General features: G+C 69.9%; 16 protein-coding genes and 2 tRNA genes. 5 read left to right on the top strand and 13 right to left on the bottom strand.

Going from position 1 to position 15,668, the window contains the following annotated elements; translation table 11 throughout:
- The first annotated feature begins 41 nt into the window (after window positions 1–41).
- From ACFU8V_RS12425 to ACFU8V_RS12435, 3 genes are read left to right on the top strand one after another with little or no spacing between them, the layout of a single operon-like run.
- Window positions 42–974: a LysR family transcriptional regulator gene (locus tag ACFU8V_RS12425; RefSeq protein ID WP_085607818.1), complete on the top strand. Its 933-nt coding sequence runs from the start codon at window positions 42–44 to the stop codon at window positions 972–974.
- 9 nt (window positions 975–983) lie between these two features.
- Window positions 984–3,035, top strand: coding sequence for a M3 family metallopeptidase (locus ACFU8V_RS12430; protein ID WP_378871510.1), 2,052 nt, complete (start codon window positions 984–986; stop codon window positions 3,033–3,035).
- A 19-nt stretch (window positions 3,036–3,054) separates the two neighbouring features.
- Window positions 3,055–3,552 carry a GyrI-like domain-containing protein gene (locus ACFU8V_RS12435; RefSeq protein WP_378871513.1) on the top strand — a complete coding sequence of 166 codons (498 nt, stop codon included), beginning with the start codon at window positions 3,055–3,057 and terminating at the stop codon, window positions 3,550–3,552.
- A gap of 8 nt (window positions 3,553–3,560) precedes the next feature.
- Here ACFU8V_RS12435 and clpX read toward each other — a convergent pair whose 3' ends face one another.
- The 11 genes from clpX to ACFU8V_RS12490 all read right to left on the bottom strand — a co-directional run bounded on the left by clpX (window position 3,561) and on the right by ACFU8V_RS12490 (window position 13,471).
- A complete protein-coding gene (clpX, locus tag ACFU8V_RS12440) occupies window positions 3,561–4,829 on the bottom strand; it encodes an ATP-dependent Clp protease ATP-binding subunit ClpX (protein ID WP_025105011.1) in 1,269 nt (422 codons plus the stop codon).
- Window positions 4,830–4,946: 117 nt separating this feature from the next.
- A complete protein-coding gene (locus ACFU8V_RS12445) occupies window positions 4,947–5,471 on the bottom strand; it encodes a hypothetical protein (protein WP_378871517.1) in 525 nt (174 codons plus the stop codon).
- A gap of 103 nt (window positions 5,472–5,574) precedes the next feature.
- Complete coding sequence (locus ACFU8V_RS12450) at window positions 5,575–6,426, bottom strand: aldehyde dehydrogenase family protein (RefSeq protein ID WP_378871520.1); 852 nt, start codon at window positions 6,424–6,426, stop codon at window positions 5,575–5,577.
- Complete coding sequence (locus ACFU8V_RS12455; protein WP_374460175.1) at window positions 6,423–7,865, bottom strand: aldehyde dehydrogenase family protein; 1,443 nt, start codon at window positions 7,863–7,865, stop codon at window positions 6,423–6,425. Before ACFU8V_RS12455 ends, ACFU8V_RS12450 begins: the two co-directional genes overlap by 4 nt.
- 10 nt (window positions 7,866–7,875) lie before the next feature.
- The gene (gene deoC / locus ACFU8V_RS12460) at window positions 7,876–8,877 is read right to left on the bottom strand and encodes a deoxyribose-phosphate aldolase (RefSeq protein ID WP_025105015.1); all 1,002 of its coding nucleotides are present in this window, start codon (window positions 8,875–8,877) and stop codon (window positions 7,876–7,878) included.
- Window positions 8,874–9,809, bottom strand: coding sequence for a sugar-binding transcriptional regulator (locus tag ACFU8V_RS12465; protein WP_060921184.1), 936 nt, complete (start codon window positions 9,807–9,809; stop codon window positions 8,874–8,876). The genes deoC and ACFU8V_RS12465 overlap by 4 nt, the downstream gene beginning before the upstream one ends.
- A 154-nt stretch (window positions 9,810–9,963) precedes the next feature.
- A complete protein-coding gene (locus ACFU8V_RS12470) occupies window positions 9,964–10,605 on the bottom strand; it encodes an ATP-dependent Clp protease proteolytic subunit (protein WP_025105017.1) in 642 nt (213 codons plus the stop codon).
- 17 nt (window positions 10,606–10,622) lie between these two features.
- Window positions 10,623–11,210: an ATP-dependent Clp protease proteolytic subunit gene (locus tag ACFU8V_RS12475; RefSeq protein ID WP_025105018.1), complete on the bottom strand. Its 588-nt coding sequence runs from the start codon at window positions 11,208–11,210 to the stop codon at window positions 10,623–10,625.
- Window positions 11,211–11,291: 81 nt separating this feature from the next.
- Complete coding sequence (locus ACFU8V_RS12480; protein ID WP_025105019.1) at window positions 11,292–11,786, bottom strand: tetratricopeptide repeat protein; 495 nt, start codon at window positions 11,784–11,786, stop codon at window positions 11,292–11,294.
- Window positions 11,787–11,858: 72 nt separating this feature from the next.
- A complete protein-coding gene (gene tig, locus ACFU8V_RS12485) occupies window positions 11,859–13,337 on the bottom strand; it encodes a trigger factor (protein ID WP_085607830.1) in 1,479 nt (492 codons plus the stop codon).
- 60 nt (window positions 13,338–13,397) lie between these two features.
- A tRNA-Pro gene (locus ACFU8V_RS12490) sits at window positions 13,398–13,471 on the bottom strand.
- Window positions 13,472–13,565: 94 nt separating this feature from the next.
- On the opposite strand from ACFU8V_RS12490, the gene ACFU8V_RS12495 reads away from it, so the two are divergent.
- Both ACFU8V_RS12495 and ACFU8V_RS12500 read left to right on the top strand, forming a co-directional pair.
- Window positions 13,566–13,639: transfer RNA gene (locus ACFU8V_RS12495), tRNA-Gly, on the top strand.
- A 71-nt stretch (window positions 13,640–13,710) separates the two neighbouring features.
- Window positions 13,711–14,940: a hypothetical protein gene (locus tag ACFU8V_RS12500; RefSeq protein ID WP_303708651.1), complete on the top strand. Its 1,230-nt coding sequence runs from the start codon at window positions 13,711–13,713 to the stop codon at window positions 14,938–14,940.
- Between the two features lie 56 nt (window positions 14,941–14,996).
- Here ACFU8V_RS12500 and ACFU8V_RS12505 read toward each other — a convergent pair whose 3' ends face one another.
- Both ACFU8V_RS12505 and secG read right to left on the bottom strand, forming a co-directional pair.
- Window positions 14,997–15,350 carry an RNA polymerase-binding protein RbpA gene (locus tag ACFU8V_RS12505; RefSeq protein ID WP_025105022.1) on the bottom strand — a complete coding sequence of 118 codons (354 nt, stop codon included), beginning with the start codon at window positions 15,348–15,350 and terminating at the stop codon, window positions 14,997–14,999.
- Window positions 15,350–15,598, bottom strand: a complete 249-nt coding sequence (secG, locus tag ACFU8V_RS12510; RefSeq protein WP_025105023.1) for a preprotein translocase subunit SecG — start codon at window positions 15,596–15,598, stop codon at window positions 15,350–15,352. The genes ACFU8V_RS12505 and secG overlap by 1 nt, the downstream gene beginning before the upstream one ends.
- Window positions 15,599–15,668 lie beyond the last annotated feature (70 nt).

The following is a 15,668-nucleotide window of genomic DNA, read 5'->3' on the forward strand; positions in this document are numbered from 1 at the left end:
ATCTTCTGCATCCGCCCTGTAGAGGGAACTAAACTGTCGTCGTGGAACTCCACCAGCTCCAGATCCTCCGCGAACTCGGAGCGCTGGGAAGCGCGACCGCCGTCGCCGAGGCGCTGCGGGTCACCCCCTCCGCGGTCTCGCAGCAGCTCGCCGCACTGCAGCGCTCCTTCCCGGCCCCGCTCACCCGTCGCCAGGGCCGTACCCTCGTGCTGACCGCCGCCGGCGAGGTCCTGGCAGCAGCCGGAGCCGAGGCCATCGACGCGATGGCGGCGGCGCGCCACGCCCTGGACGACTTCGAGGACGCGGCGACGGGAGAGGTGAGCATCAGCGGCTTCCACAGCGTCGGTCAGGCACTCTTCGGCCCGCTCGTGCGGGAGCTGTCCGGCAAGGAGCACGCCCCGACCGTGCGTCTCACGGACGAGGACGTCGCGCAGAGCGAGTTCCCCGGGCTCACCGCGCGGTACGACCTCGTCCTCGCCCATCGGATGGAGCACTCCGCGCCGTGGCCGACCGAGGGTGTCCGCGCCGTGGGTCTCGTCCGCGAGCCTCTGGACGTCGCCGTCTCCGCCGAGCACCCTCTCGCCGGTCGCCGCACCCTCTCGCCGGACGAGATCGCCGACGAGCAGTGGGTGACGAGCCGTGTGGGGTACTCCCCCGACGACGTGCTCCGCGCCGTCGCCGCCGTCGCCCGCCGCCCGGTCGAGGTCCGGCACCGTATCAACGACTACGGTGCGGTGTCGGCGGTGGTCGCGGCCGGTGGTGTCGTGGGGATGCTCCCCCGGTTCACCTCGCGCAGCGTGGACGATCGTGCCATCGTGCGCATCCCGCTCCGAGGCGTGAGCACGCACCGCATGATCGACGTCCTCGCGCGCCCGGAGAACCTGCGCCGCCGCTCGGTCCGTGTCGTCGTCGACGCCCTGCGAGAGGTGATGACCCGTCTGAGCGCGGAGCGTTCCGGGGACGGCGATGGCTAGGCTCGGAGGATGAGCGACGCCACGAACCCGCTGCTGCAGCCGTCGACCCTCCCCTTCGGGCTCCCGGACTATCGGGCCATCCGTCCGGAGCACTACCTCCCCGCCTTCCGCGCCGGGTTCGCGGAGCAGCTCGCCGAGGTTGCGAACATCACCCGCGTGCGGTCGATGCCGACGTTCGAGAACACCCTCGAGGCACTGGAGAGGTCCGGCGCGCTCCTCGACCGGGTGGCGCACGCGTTCTACACGGTGAGCTCCGCCGATGCCACGCCGGAGATCCAGGCGATCGACGAGGAGCTCGCGCCGCTCATGGCTGCCCATCAGGATGCGATCACGCTGGATGCGGCCCTCTACGCGCGCGTGGCCCACGTGTACGAGCAGCGCGAGGCGCTCGACCTCGATCCTGAGCAGCGGTATCTCGTGGAGCGCCACCACCGCGAGATGACGCATGCCGGCGCCGCGCTCGACGACGAGGCGAAGGCGCAGCTCACGGCTCTGAACCAGAAGCTGTCGGTGCTCACGAACACGTTCGAGCGGAACCTGCTGAGCGATACGAACGACCTCGCCGTGGTCTTCGACGCCGCGGCCGACCTGGAGGGCCTGAGCCCGGGTGAGCTGTCCGCCGCCGCACGCGCCGCGGCCGACCGCGGGCTCGACGGCCGCTACCTCCTCACCCTGCCGCTGTTCACCGGCCATCCGGCGCTCGCCCGGCTCGCGGTGCGGGAATCCCGCCGCCGGATCATGGCGGCGTCCCGCGCGCGGGGCTCGCGGGACAACGGCAACGACAACCGTCCGGTGCTGCGCGAGATCGTGCGCCTCCGCGCCGAGCGCGCGCGCCTCCTCGGCTACGCCTCGCACGCCGCCTACGTCACCGCCGACGAGACGGCGGGCTCCCCCGAGGCCGTCGAGCGGATGCTGCGACGACTGGCCGCGCCGTCCGCCCGCAACGCCCGCGCCGAACGGGACGCGCTCCAGGCCATCGTCGACGAGACCGAACCGGAGCCCTTCCCCGTGGAGGCCCACGACTGGGCGTTCTACACCGAGCGCGTGCGCACCGCCCGCTACGACATCGACACCGCCGCCCTGCGCCCCTGGTTCGAGGCGGAGCGCGTGCTGCAGGATGGCGTGTTCTTCGCGGCGACCTGCCTGTACGGGGTGACCTTCCATGAACGGCACGACCTCGCGGCCTACCACCCGCAGGCCCGCGTCTTCGAGGTGCGCAACGCCGACGACTCCCCGCTCGGGCTCTACGTGCTCGACCTCTACACCCGCGACTCCAAGCGCGGCGGCGCCTGGATGAACGCGATCGTCAGCCAGTCCCGTCTGCGCGGCAGCGCCCCGGTCGTGGTCAACAACCTCAACGTCCCGCAGCCCGGGGACGGCGAGCCCACGTTGCTGACGCTCGACGAGGTGACGACGCTGTTCCACGAGTTCGGGCACGCTCTGCACGGCCTGTTCGCCACGGTGACCTACCCGCACTTCGCCGGGACCAACGTGTTCCGCGACTTCGTCGAGTTCCCCAGCCAGGTGAACGAGATGTGGGTCCTCTGGCCCGAGGTCCTCGACCACTACGCCCGGCACCACGAGACCGGTGAGCCGCTGGATCCCGCCATCGTGGAGCGGCTGCGAGCGACCGCGACCTTCGACCAGGGGCACGCGACCAGCGAGTACCTCGCCGCGGCGTGGCTGGATCAGGCGTGGCACCGGCTCTCCGCCGAGGACACAGTGGACGATGTCGCCGGCTTCGAGGCGGCCGCGCTGGCGGACATCGGCCTCGACGACCCCGCCGTCCCGACCCGGTACTCCTCCACCTACTTCGCCCACGTCTTCTCCGGCGGCTACAGCGCCGGGTACTACTCGTACATCTGGAGCGAGGTGCTCGACGCCGACACCGTGGAGTGGTTCCGGGAGAACGGCGGCCTCACCCGCGCCAATGGGGACCGCTTCCGCGACTTGCTGCTCGGTGTCGGCGGCTCGAAGGACCCGCTGGCCGCCTACCGCGACTTCCGCGGTCGGGACGCCGAGATCGAGCCGCTCCTGAAACGCCGTGGACTGGATTCCTGAGTCGTGAGACCCTGAGCGCATGGACGCATTCCCTGACGCTCCCTTCGGCCCGACGGACAGCCTGGAGCTGGAGGCCGTTCCCCTGGCCGTCATCCGCCGCGAGGGCATCCGGATCGCCGACCTCCGCGATGCCTTCGACTCCGGATACGCGGCGATCGGTGCAGCCTTCGCCGCCGGCACGCTGATCCCCGCCGGCCCGGCACTCGCGATCTATCACGGCGATCCGATGGGCGTGTTCGACCTGGAGCTGGGCTTCCCCGTGCAGGCCCCGCCATCCGACCCGATCGCCACCGGCGACGGGGCCGCCATCATCGCCGCGACCCTGCCGAGCGGGCAGGCCGTCGCGAGCAGCGTCTTCGGTTCCTACGACGGTCTCGGTGCCGGGTGGGCCGGGCTGGTCGCGCGCGCCGCGGAGGCGGGGCTGCACCCGCGCGGCGTCTGGATCGAGGTCTACGTCTCGGACCCCGGTGTCGATCCCGACGAGCTCCGCACGGACCTGCTCATGCCCGTGGCCTGAGCAGGCGTTCAGGCGCTCTTGCGCTTGCGCTCCATCACGATGGTGGGCGGGGCGCCCTCGTCGACGGCGGCACGGGTGATGATCACCTTCGCGACGTCTTCGGCGGACGGGATCTCGAACATCACCGGACCGAGCACGTCCTCCAGGATGGCACGGAGTCCGCGGGCACCGGTCTTGCGCTCGACGGCGAGGTCGGCGATCGACCGTAGCGCGTCCTCCTCGAACTCCAGCTGGACGCCGTCGAGCTCGAACATGCGCTGGTACTGCTTCACGAGGGCGTTGCGCGGACCGGTGAGGATGTCGATGAGGGCGGCCTGGTCGAGCGGTGACACGTTCGTCACGACGGGCAGACGACCGATGAACTCCGGGATGAGACCGAACTTGTGGAGGTCTTCCGGGAGCACCTCGCTGAACAGGTCGAGGTCCTTGCCCTTGTCGTGCAGCGGAGCACCGAAGCCGACACCGTGCTTGCCGACGCGCGCCGAGACGATGTCCTCCAGACCGGCGAAGGCGCCGGCCACGATGAAGAGCACGTTCGAGGTGTCGATCTGCAGGAACTCCTGGTGCGGGTGCTTGCGACCACCCTGCGGCGGCACCGAGGCGACCGTGCCCTCGATGATCTTCAGCAGCGCCTGCTGCACGCCCTCGCCCGACACGTCGCGGGTGATCGACGGGTTCTCGGCCTTGCGGGCGATCTTGTCGACCTCGTCGATGTAGATGATGCCCTGCTCGGCGCGCTTCACGTCGTAGTCGGCGGCCTGGATGAGCTTGAGGAGGATGTTCTCGACGTCTTCGCCGACGTAGCCCGCCTCGGTCAGTGCCGTCGCGTCGGCGACGGCGAACGGCACGTTGAGGCGCTTGGCGAGCGTCTGCGCCAGGTAGGTCTTGCCGCAGCCCGTGGGTCCGATGAGCAGGATGTTGCTCTTGGCGATCTCGACCTCTTCGGCCTTCTGCTCAGCAGGCTGCAGGGTGCCGTGAGCGCGCACGCGCTTGTAGTGGTTGTAGACGGCGACGGACAGCGCACGCTTCGCGGGCTCCTGTCCGACGACGTACTCCTCGAGGAACGTGAAGATCTCGCGGGGCTTCGGCAGCTCGAACTCGGCGACGCCCTCGGCAGACGACTCCGCCATGCGCTCTTCGATGATCTCGTTGCAGAGCTCGACGCACTCGTCGCAGATGTACACGCCGGGTCCGGCGATGAGCTGCTGCACCTGCTTCTGGCTCTTTCCGCAGAAAGAGCACTTGAACAGGTCAGCGCTTTCACCGATGCGGGCCATGCGCGTCCTCCTCGGGGGGATCAGGATCGTTCTTCGAGCCTAACCGCTGCATACGACACCGGGCCGCATTGGCGACGAGTCGTTCGGCGGGTCCGGCGGACGACGGTGCCTCCACCGTCATTCCGCGGGGAGGCAGCCGCCGTCCATGATGTATCCGCCGACCTCGACACGGACCTCGTCGGGACGCAGTTCCCCGAAGACACAGCCGCCCTCCGGACCGTCTGCCCCGAACGCCACCGCGCGCGCATCTCCCCGGGCGACGTGATGGACGAGGCCGGCCTCGCGCAAGGCGTCCTGGACCGCGATCACGGAGATCGCGCTCTCCGTGCGCAGCGCTTCGAGACGCACGCGGAGATCCGCCACCGGCTGCTCGGCGGCCGCCCGTGCCTCGGCCGACATGTCCATCCGCTCACGATGTCGGTCGTTCTGCTCCATCGCGTGTTCCGGGTCGTACGGCGCGCACTCCGGCGGAAGCTCGGCGCCGTCCACCTGCGGGCAGGCAGCGGTGGGCGTCACGGTCGGCGTCGGCTCTCCGGCGGCGACGTCGGCCGGCGCCGCAGCGCAGCCGCCGAGAAGCAGGATCGCCGCCAGCACGAGCGTCACACGCCCGGGGCGGGCGCGAACGCCGGAGGTCGCCATCATCCGGCCATGAAACCACAGCACCGGCGTCACCCGCACACTGCTCACACAACGAGGGCCCCGCCGCGCGGTGCGCGACGGGGCCCTCGGTCATCCTGACGTGTCGTCAGACCATGCTCTTGGTGTGCCAGACCGTCTTGACCTCGGTGAATGCGGCGATCCGCTCCGGCGAGGCGACCACGTCGCCGGGGGCGAGCACGCGCTTCAGCGTCTCCGCCGCGGCGATCTGCATGTCGACCCACTCCAGCGCGCCCGCACCGGCGAGATCGAGGGCGTTCACATCCTGGTGCGAGGCGAGCCACGGCGCGATCTCCGCCGGCGAGCCGGTGAGCACGTTCACCACGCCCCCTGGCACGTCACTGGTCGCGAGCACCTCGGCGAGACTGATCGCGGAGAGCGGGTACTGCTCGCTCGCGACCACGACGACGGTGTTCCCGGCGACGAGGGCCGGGGCGACCACCGACACCAGGCCGAGCAGCGCCGAGTCCTGCGGGGCCACGATGGCGACCACACCGGTGGGCTCGGGCACCGAGATGTTGAAGTACGGACCGGAGACGGGGTTCGCGTTTCCCGCCACCTGGGCGTACTTGTCGCACCAGCCGGCGTACCAGACCCAGAGATCGATCGCCTCGTCGATCTGCGCCGTGGCCGCCGAGGACGAGATGCCCTCCTGCGCCACGATCTCGTCGACGAACTGCGCGCGACGCCCTTCCAGGACCTCGGCGACCCGGTAGAGCACCTGGCCGCGGTTGTAGGCCGTCGCCCCCGACCAGCCCTTGACGGCGGCGCGCGCGGCGACGACCGCATCGCGGGCGTCCTTGCGGGAGGCCTTGGCGGCGTTGGCGAGGAAGGCGCCCTTGCGGGAGACGACCTCGTACGTGCGTCCGGACTCGCTCCGGGGGAAGGCTCCGCCGATCGCGAGCTTGTAGGTCTTCGGAACGGTCAGTCGCTTGCTCATGCTGCGGCTCCCTTGAGATAGGCGGTGAGGCCCTGGCGACCGCCCTCGCGGCCGTACCCGGACTCCTTGTAGCCCCCGAACGGGCTCGACGGGTCGAAACGGTTGAACGTGTTCGCCCACACGACGCCCGCTCGCAGCCGGTCGGCGACCGCGAGGATGCGCGAGCCCTTGTCCGACCAGATGCCGGCGGAGAGACCGTACGGGGTGTTGTTGGCCTTGGCGATCGCCTCAGCGGGCGTCCGGAAGGTGAGGACCGACAGCACCGGCCCGAAGACCTCGTCGCGGGCGATGCGGTGCGAGGCCTCGACGCCGGTGAAGATCGTCGGAGCGAACCAGAAGCCCTGCTCCGGGATCGCGCAGTCGGCGGTCCAGCGCTCGGCACCCTCGGCCTCGCCGATGTCGCTGAGCTCACGGATACGGGCGAGCTGCGCGGCGGAGTTGATCGCGCCGATGTCGGTGTTCTTGTCGAGCGGGTCGCCGAGACGCAGCGTCGACAGCCGGTTCTTCAGCCGGTCGACGACCTCGTCATGGATCGACTCCTGCACCAGCAGGCGGCTGCCCGCACAGCACACGTGGCCCTGGTTGAAGAAGATGCCGTTGACGATGCCCTCGACCGCCTGATCGATCGGCGCGTCGTCGAACACGATGTTCGCGGCCTTGCCGCCCAGCTCCAGCGTCAGCTTCTTGTCCGTCCCCGCCACGGCGCGGGCGATGTCGCGACCCACACCCGTCGAGCCGGTGAAGGCGACCTTGTCGACGTCCGGGTGACGGACCAGGGCGGCACCGGTCGCCCCGGCTCCGGTGACGATGTTCACCACACCGGCGGGAAGATCAGCCTGCTGCAGGATCTCGGCGAAGATCAGTGCCGTCAGCGGCGTGGTCTCGGCCGGCTTGAGCACGACCGTGTTCCCGGCCGCCAGCGCGGGCGCGAGCTTCCACGCGAGCATCAGCAGCGGGAAGTTCCACGGGATGACCTGACCGGCGACGCCCAACGCACGCGGGTTCGCGCCCAGACCGGCATAGTCGAGCTTGTCAGCCCAGCCCGCGTAGTAGAAGAACCAGGACGCGACGAGGGGCACGTCCACGTCGCGGCTCTCCTTGATGGGCTTGCCGTTGTCGAGGCTCTCGGCGACGGCGAGCTCGCGGGCGCGCTCCTGCACGAGGCGGGCGATGCGGAACAGGTACTTGCCCCGGTCGCGGCCGCTCATGCGCGACCAGACCTTGTCGTAGGCGCGACGGGCCGCGGCGACGGCGCGGTCGATGTCCGCGTCGTCGGCGGAGGCGATCTCGGCGATCTCCTTCTCCGTCGCCGGGGAGATGGTGCGGAAGGGGGTGCCGGAGCCGTCGACGAACTCACCGTCGATGAACAGCCCGTAGCTGTCCTTGAGGTTCAGCACCGCCGTGGACTCCGGAGCCGGAGCGTATTCCAGGAATGACATGTCGGGTGTCCTAGTCGATCGTGACGTAGTCGGGGCCGGAGTAGTGGCCGGTGGTGAGCTTCTGGCGCTGCAGGAGCACGTCGTTGAGCAGGCTCGAGGCGCCGAAGCGGAACAGGTGCGGCTGGAGCCACTCCTCCCCCACGGTCTCGGCGACGGTGACGAGGTACTTGACCGCGTCCTTCGACGAGCGGATGCCGCCGGCGGGCTTCACGCCGATGCGCTCCCCCGTCCCGCGATACCAGTCGCGCACCGTCTCCAGCATGAGCAGCGTGGTCGGCAGCGTCGCCGCCGGCTGCACCTTGCCCGTCGAGGTCTTGATGAAGTCGCCGCCGGCGAGGATGCCGAGCCAGGAGGCACGCTTGATGTTGTCGTACGTGTTCAGCTCGCCGGTCTCGAGGATCACCTTGAGCGAGGCGTACGAGCCGTCCTCACGGCGGCACGCCTCCTTGACCTGAGCGATCTGATCGAACACCAGCCCGTAGCGGCCGGACAGGAACGCACCACGGTCGATGACCATGTCGATCTCGTCCGCACCCGCGGCGACCGCTTCCGCGGTGTCGGCGAGCTTGATCGCGAGGGAGGACCGGCCGCTCGGGAAGGCGGTGGCCACCGCGGCGACCGAGATGAGGCCGTCGTCGGGGTCGCCGTGCAGGCTGCCGAGAGCCTCGACCGCTCCGGCGACCATGTCGCCGTAGACGCACACGGCCGCCACCCGAGGCGTGGACGGATCCGCCGCATCCGGGTTCTTCGCCTTGGCGACGAGCGAACGGACCTTGCCAGGGGTGTCCGCCCCCTCCAGCGTGGTCAGGTCGATCAGCTTGATGATCGTGTCGAGTGCCCATGCCTTCGACGTCGTCTTGATGGAGCGGGTGCCGAGGCCGGCAGCGCGCTGCTCCAGCCCGACGGCGTCCACACCGGGGAGGCCGTGCAGGAAGCGACGGAGGGTCGCGTCGTCCGGCTCACCGCCGAGGACGTCCACCGCCGTCCTGCGGCTGAGTTCTGTCGTCGTCACTGTTCCTCCAACAATGCTCGTGCTGTGGTCTCATCGGTCACCAGGACCCCGCACAGGCCGCTGGTCACGACCGTGCGCGCGATGTCGTGCTTGGCGGGGCCCGCCGTCACGAAGATGGCCCGCGCGGCGCCGCGCAGGCGGTCGAGCGAGACGCCGACCGTGCGGGCGTCCAGCTGCGGGTCGACGATGTTGCCCTCGGCGTCGACGTAGCGCCCGAGGACGTCGCCGACGGCGCCGCGACGTGCCAGCTCCTCCACATCGGCGGCCGTGAGATAGCCGTTCTCGACGTGGGCGGAGGTCGCATCGCACGGTCCGGCGGTGAACAGAAACGCCTGGGCGTCCGCCGCCTCCTCCAGCACGGCCGCGACGGTGCGGTCGCCTTCGATGGCCTGCTTCGTCTCGACGTGCTCCAGGATCGCGGGGCTCGGCAGCAGCGAGACCTGACCGGACGCGCGCTGGGCGATGGTCACTGCGAGTCCCGCGGCCCCTCCCGAGCGCCGGTTGAGGCTGACACCGCCGTTGAGCTGCACGACGGTGACGCCGTTCGCCCAGCCGTCGGGCAGGGCCTCGGCCACGGCGCGGAGGGTCTTGCCCCAGCTCACGCCGAGCGTGCGCGGAACCGGACGGAGGGCGGTCAGGAAGTCGGCCGCCGCCTGAGCGACGCGCTCCAGGGTGCCCTCGTCGCCCTCCGGCGAGGGGACGACCACGGCGTCGGTCAAGCCGAACCGCTCCACGAGCTCGCGTTCGAGGCCGAGCCGACGGGCGCGCGGGTGGACGATCTCGATGCGGACGATGCCGCGCTGCCGCGCCTGCGTGAGGAGGCGCCCGACCTTCCAGCGGGAGATCTTCAGGAGACCACCGATCTCGTCCTGCGTCTTGTCCTCGTCGTAGTACAGCTCGGCGACCCGGACCATGAGCAGATCTTCTTCCACGGTGTCCTCCTTCCTCCTCCAGGGTAGGCCGGATTCAGCGTTCGCGCACCCATCTGCTCATATGCGCAGTCCCGCCATCCTCCCGCGCGCATTCGCCGGAGACGCGAGAAGGACGCCCGTCGATTCGACGGGCGTCCTTCTCTGCGGATGCGGACTACGCGCGCTTGCGCGAGGTGAGCACCTGGTCGACGATGCCGTACTCCAGCGCCTCGTTGGCCGAGAGGATCTTGTCGCGATCGATGTCGCGGTTGACCTGCTCGACCGGCTTGCCGGTGTGACGGGCCATGGTCTCCTCGAGCCAGGTGCGCATGCGGAGGATCTCCGCCGCCTGGATCTCGATGTCGGAGGCCTGACCGTGGCCGGCCTCCCCCATCGCGGGCTGGTGCATCAGCACGCGCGCATTCGGCAGGGCGAGACGCTTGCCGGGGGCACCGGCCGCGAGCAGCACGGACGCGGCCGAGGCCGCCTGGCCGAGCACGACGGTCTGGATCTGCGGCGCGACGTACTGCATCGTGTCGTAGATCGCCGTCATCGCGGTGAACGAGCCACCGGGCGAGTTGATGTACATGGTGATGTCGCGCTCGGAGTCCTGGCTCTCCAGGACGAGGAGCTGTGCCATGACGTCGTCGGCCGACGCGTCGTCGACCTGCACGCCGAGGAAGATCACGCGGTCTTCGAACAGCTTGTTGTACGGGTCCTGGCGCTTGAAGCCGTAGGCGGTGCGCTCCTCGAACTGCGGCAGCACATACCGGCTGGAGGGCAGGTTTCCGGCGGACTGGAACGTGGGTGTGTACATGGTGTCCTCTCGAATCCTTACTCGACGCCCGTGCCGCCGCCGCCGGTGACGTCGCTGGCGTGCTCGCGGATGTGGTCGACGAAGCCGTACTCGAGGGCCTCCTCCGCCGTGAACCAGCGGTCGCGGTCGCCATCGGCGTTGATCTGCTCGACGGGCTTGCCGGTCTGCGACGCGGTGATCTCGGCGAGGCGCTTCTTCATCGACAGGATGAGCTGCGCCTGGGTCTGGATGTCGCTCGCGGTGCCGCCGAAGCCGCCGTGCGGCTGGTGCAGCAGCACGCGGGCGTTCGGCGTGATGTAGCGCTTGCCCTTGGTGCCGCTCGTCAGCAGCAGCTGGCCCATGGACGCGGCCATGCCGATGCCGACGGTGACGATGTCGTTCGGCACGAACTGCATCGTGTCGTAGATCGCCATGCCCGCGGTGATCGAGCCGCCGGGCGAGTTGATGTAGAGGTAGATGTCCTTCTCGGAGTCTTCGGCGGCGAGAAGGAGGATCTTCGCGCAGATCTCGTTGGCGTTGTCGTCTCGCACCTCCGAGCCGAGCCAGATGATGCGGTCCTTCAGCAACCTGTCGAAGACGCTTGTCGCGACGAGGGGTTCAGCCATGTCAGCTCCTGCTTCCGTGTTTCAGTGATTCGAATCTACCGGCGCTCGCACAGCCCCTAGGTCGTGTTCGCCGTCGGCATATCAGGTGTCGCTGCCCGCGATCTCGTGCGCGTACGCCGTCATCGACCGGTGATAGCGCGGCAGGTGCGGGACGAGCGCGAGGATGGCCACCGACAGGCCCTGCGCGGGCCGGCCGGCACTCGCGAGGATGAGGGCGTGCACCACCGCGACCGCGTCCCGATACGGCCCGTCCGCCGCGATCTCCTCCTCGGCGCGGATCACCCGCAGCGCCTCGTCGTAGTCACCGAGGTTGCGCAGCGAGCTCGCGAGCTGGATCACGCACTGCGGGCGGTGCTCCTCGTCGAGGCCGAGCGCCAGGGCGCGGCGGTACAGCTCCACGGCCTCCGCCGGGCGCCCGGCGGAATCGCGAGCACCGGCGCGCTCGAACTCGGCCCTCGCGTCGTCCGCACCCCGTTCGGCGGCGAGGGCGTCGATGCGCGCGATCGTCTCGTCGCCGACCTCCTCTCCGGAGGCCTCCGCCCACACCTGCTCGATGCGGTCGTCCCAGCTCGTCATCCCGTCGTCCTTCCCTCGATGAGAAAGAGGGCGGATGCCGCAGCACCCGCCCTCTTCACTCGACCGTGCCGATCACTCGGCGGTGTCGGCGTCCTTCTTGGCCGGAGCCTTCTTCGCCGCCGGCTTCTTGGCGGCGGGCTTCTTCTCCGCAGCGGGCTTCTCGTCCGCGTCGGCATCCTTCTTGGCGGCCGCCTTCTTGGCGGGGGCCTTCTTCTTCGCGGCCGGCTTCTCCTCGGCCTCGGCGGGCTTCTCGTCCTCGGACTCGGCCTCGTCGTCGGTCACGACGAAGTCGGAGAGGTCGACGGCCTTGCCGTTGGTGTCCACGACCTTGACCTTGCCCAGGGCGATCGCGAGCGCCTTGTTCCGGGCGACCTCGCCGACCAGCGCGGGGAGCTGGTTCGAGGACTGCAGCGCCTCGACGAACTCCTGCGGCGCCATGCCGTACTGCGCGGCGGACTGGATGAGGTACTGCGAGAGCTCCTCCTGCGAGACCTGCACGTCGGCCTGCTCGGCGATCGTGTCGAGCAGCACCTGCGTGCGGAACTGCTTCTCGCTGGCCTCGGTCACCTCGGCGCGGTGCACGTCGTCCTCGAGACGGCCCTCGCCCTCGAGGTGGTTGTGCACCTCGTCCTCGATGAGCTGCGGCGGGACCGGGATCTCGATCTGCGCGAGCAGCGTCTCGACGAGCTTGTCGCGGGCGGCGGAGCCCTGCGTGAAGACGCCCTGCTGCTCGACGCGCTCGCGCAGGCTGTCGCGCAGCTCGGCGATCGTGTCGAACTCGCTCGCGATCTGCGCGAACTCGTCGTCGGCCTCGGGAAGCTCGCGCTCCTTGACGGCCTTGACGGTGACGGAGACCTCCGCCTCCTTGCCGGCGTGGTCGCCGCCGACGAGGGCGGAGCGGAAGGTGGTGTCCTCACCGGCGGTGAGCGACTCGATCGCGTCGTCGATGCCCTCGAGGAGCTCGCCGGAGCCGATCTCGTAGGAGACGCCCTCGGCGCGGTCGATCTCGGCGCCGTCGATGGTGGCGACGAGGTCCAGCTCGACGAAGTCGCCCTTGGCCGCGGGGCGGTCGACGGGGATGAGCGTGCCGAAGCGGGCGCGCATGTTCTCGAGCTCGGCGTCGAGGGCGGCCTCGTCGGCCTCCACGGCGTCGACCTCGAGGGTGATGCCCGCGTAGTCGGGGAGCTCGATCTCCGGCCGCACGTCGACCTCGACGTCGACGAGCAGGTCGCCCGAGAAGTCCTTCTCGTTCGGCCACTGCGTGATCTCGGCCGACGGGCGGCCGACGATGCGGAGCTTGTGCTCGGCGGTCGCCTCGCGGAAGAACTTGTCCAGGCCCTCGTTCACGGCGTGCTCGATGACGGCGCCGCGGCCGATGCGCTGGTCGATGATCGGAGCGGGCACCTTGCCCTTGCGGAAGCCGGGGATCTGGACGTCCTGCGCGATGTGCTCGTAGGCGTGCGCGATGCTGGGCTTGAGGTCGTCCGGGGTGACCGTGATGGTGAGCTTGACCCTGGTCGGGGTCAGCTTCTCGACGGTGCTGTTCGCCATGCTGGTGTGTTCTCCTTGTGGTTTCCGCGCAGAACGCGGCTGGAAGGTCGTGGGGTCGAGTCGGGGCGACAGGAGTTGAACCTGCGACCTCCCGCTCCCAAAGCGGGCGCTCTACCAAGCTGAGCTACGCCCCGGGGAATCCGCACGCAGATTCAGCCCCACCGAGTCTAACGGACAGGAGCATGCCCGACCGTCCGCTATGATCGATGGAGTCCGGACTCCGGTTCCGGGGGTGTAGCTCAATGGTAGAGTCTCAGTCTTCCAAACTGATTGCGCGGGTTCGATTCCCGTCACCCCCTCCACGTTGTCACCTCGGTCGAATACGCTGACAGGATCAGCTCCCGACCGGAAGGCCTGCCGAGATGAGCGCCTCGTGACCGCCCCTCCGCCGTCGGTTGCCGCGACCGCCATGGTGCCGGCTCCGGGTGGGCATCGCCTCCCGGCCGTCCTCTCCTCGCCGTCCGGCGTCCCCCGGCCGCCGCGCGACCGGCGATCGCTCAGGGGCGTCCTCGCCGGCACCGTCGGCACGGTCGCGGTGTTGACGGGTCTCGGCATCACGCAGCTCGTCGCGAACCAGGGGTACGACGAGGCCGCCAGCGGGGTCGAGGACGCCACTCGATCGGTGACCGCCCAGCAGACGGAACTCCGGCAGCGGACCGCCGATCTGATCGCGGCGACGGATGCCGGCCATGTCATCATCGACACCGGCGCGCCTGCCCTCGCCGTTCCGGAGGGCCTCTGGGCGGCCCTGGACTCCGCCGTGGCGGAGGGCGAGACCACCGGCGGCGAGGCCGAGGACGTCCTCGCGACGCGGCTCCCAGCCGACGAGACGAAACCCGGCTGGTTCTGGGACCTCTTCGCCGCGACGAGCCGTCTCGCCGAGGACCAGAGCATCCTGCGCGACGTCGCCGAGTCGATGGACAGCGCCTCCGCGTCCGCCGCCGCGAGCGTGGACGCGGTGCGGACGACCGGCGTGTCCGTGCTCACCGCCGCGGCCGAGGCCGCGGGCGCCTTCGAGACCGCGCATCCGTCCACTCGCAACGCCGCCGTGATCGCTCTGCGCGGAGCCGCATCCGACGCTCTCGCCGTCACCGAGGTCGACGACGCGGCCGCGGCCGCCTATGTCGCCCTGCAGCAGGCCGCCACCGAGGTCGTCTCCGCGGAGAACGCCGAGCTCGCGGAGAAGGCCGGTCCGCTGCAGAACGCCCGCCTCGAGGTGGAGGCGTTCGCGCGGTCTCTCGCGCCCGGCGTCCTGCTGGAGTTCGACTGGGCCCCGCTCGTCAACGGCGCCGGGTACAACGGCAGCATGGGCGGGTACACCACCTGGTGGTGGGACGATCCGGGGCGCGCGGTCATCCAGCTGTCGGACTCGGTGGCGGAGCAGTGGCCCGCCGAACGCAGCCGCGCGCTCGTCGCCCATGAGGTGGGCCATGCCATCAGCGTGAAGTGCGAGGGCATGTACGACTCGTCCACCCAGGACAGCATCGAGAAGTGGGCGACGGCCTGGGCGATCAGCATGGGCTTCACGGACGACGCCAACGGGGTTTGGGCCTACGGGTATCCCCCGCAGAACTACATCGACGCGGCGGCCGGCTGCCGCTGAGACGGAAGAAGCCGCCGTGGTCACCACGGCGGCTTCTCCTCTCGCTCAGTCGGCGGTCACTGACCCCGACGCTCGCGAAGCTGGGTGAGGGCGTCCTCCAGGAGCTGGACGGCCTCCTCGTCCGTGCGACGCTCCTTCACGTAGGCCAGGTGCGTCTTGTACGGCTCGGCCTTGGCGACGGCAGGAGGGTTCTCCTTGTCGCGCCCGGCCGGAAGACCGGACTGCGGGTGATCGATGATCTCCGGGATCTCCTCCTCGGGGAGACCGGCGGCGAAGTAGCGGACCGTCTCGTTGCCGAGACCGTCCCAGTACGACACCGCGATGCGGTCGGCGTGGTAGCCGTGGTCCTGCTCCCCCATGGGACCGGAACCGACGCGGGTACCGCGGATCGCGTTTCCACCGGTAGCCATCAGATCACCTCGAACTTCGTGATGAGGCCGAGCGCCACGATGGCGATGAACCACGTGAGCGCCAGGACGACGGTGAAGCGGTTCAGGTTCCGCTCCGCGAGACCGGAGGAGCCGACCGCAGTGGTCATGCCGCCGCCGAACATGTCGGACAGGCCGCCGCCGCGACCCTTGTGCAAGAGGATGAGGAGAGTCAGCAGGACGCTGGTGATGCCCAGCACGACCTGCAGGACGAACTCGAGAATTGCCACGGAAAGAGCCTTTCGCTGGGGCCGGAGCGCCCCCGTAACGGTCAAGTATACGGTGCAGCGGGGCCGGAGC

The sequence above is a fragment of the Microbacterium sp. NPDC057658 genome, from assembly GCF_042799975.1.
Taxonomy (GTDB): Bacteria; Actinomycetota; Actinomycetes; order Actinomycetales; family Microbacteriaceae; genus Microbacterium.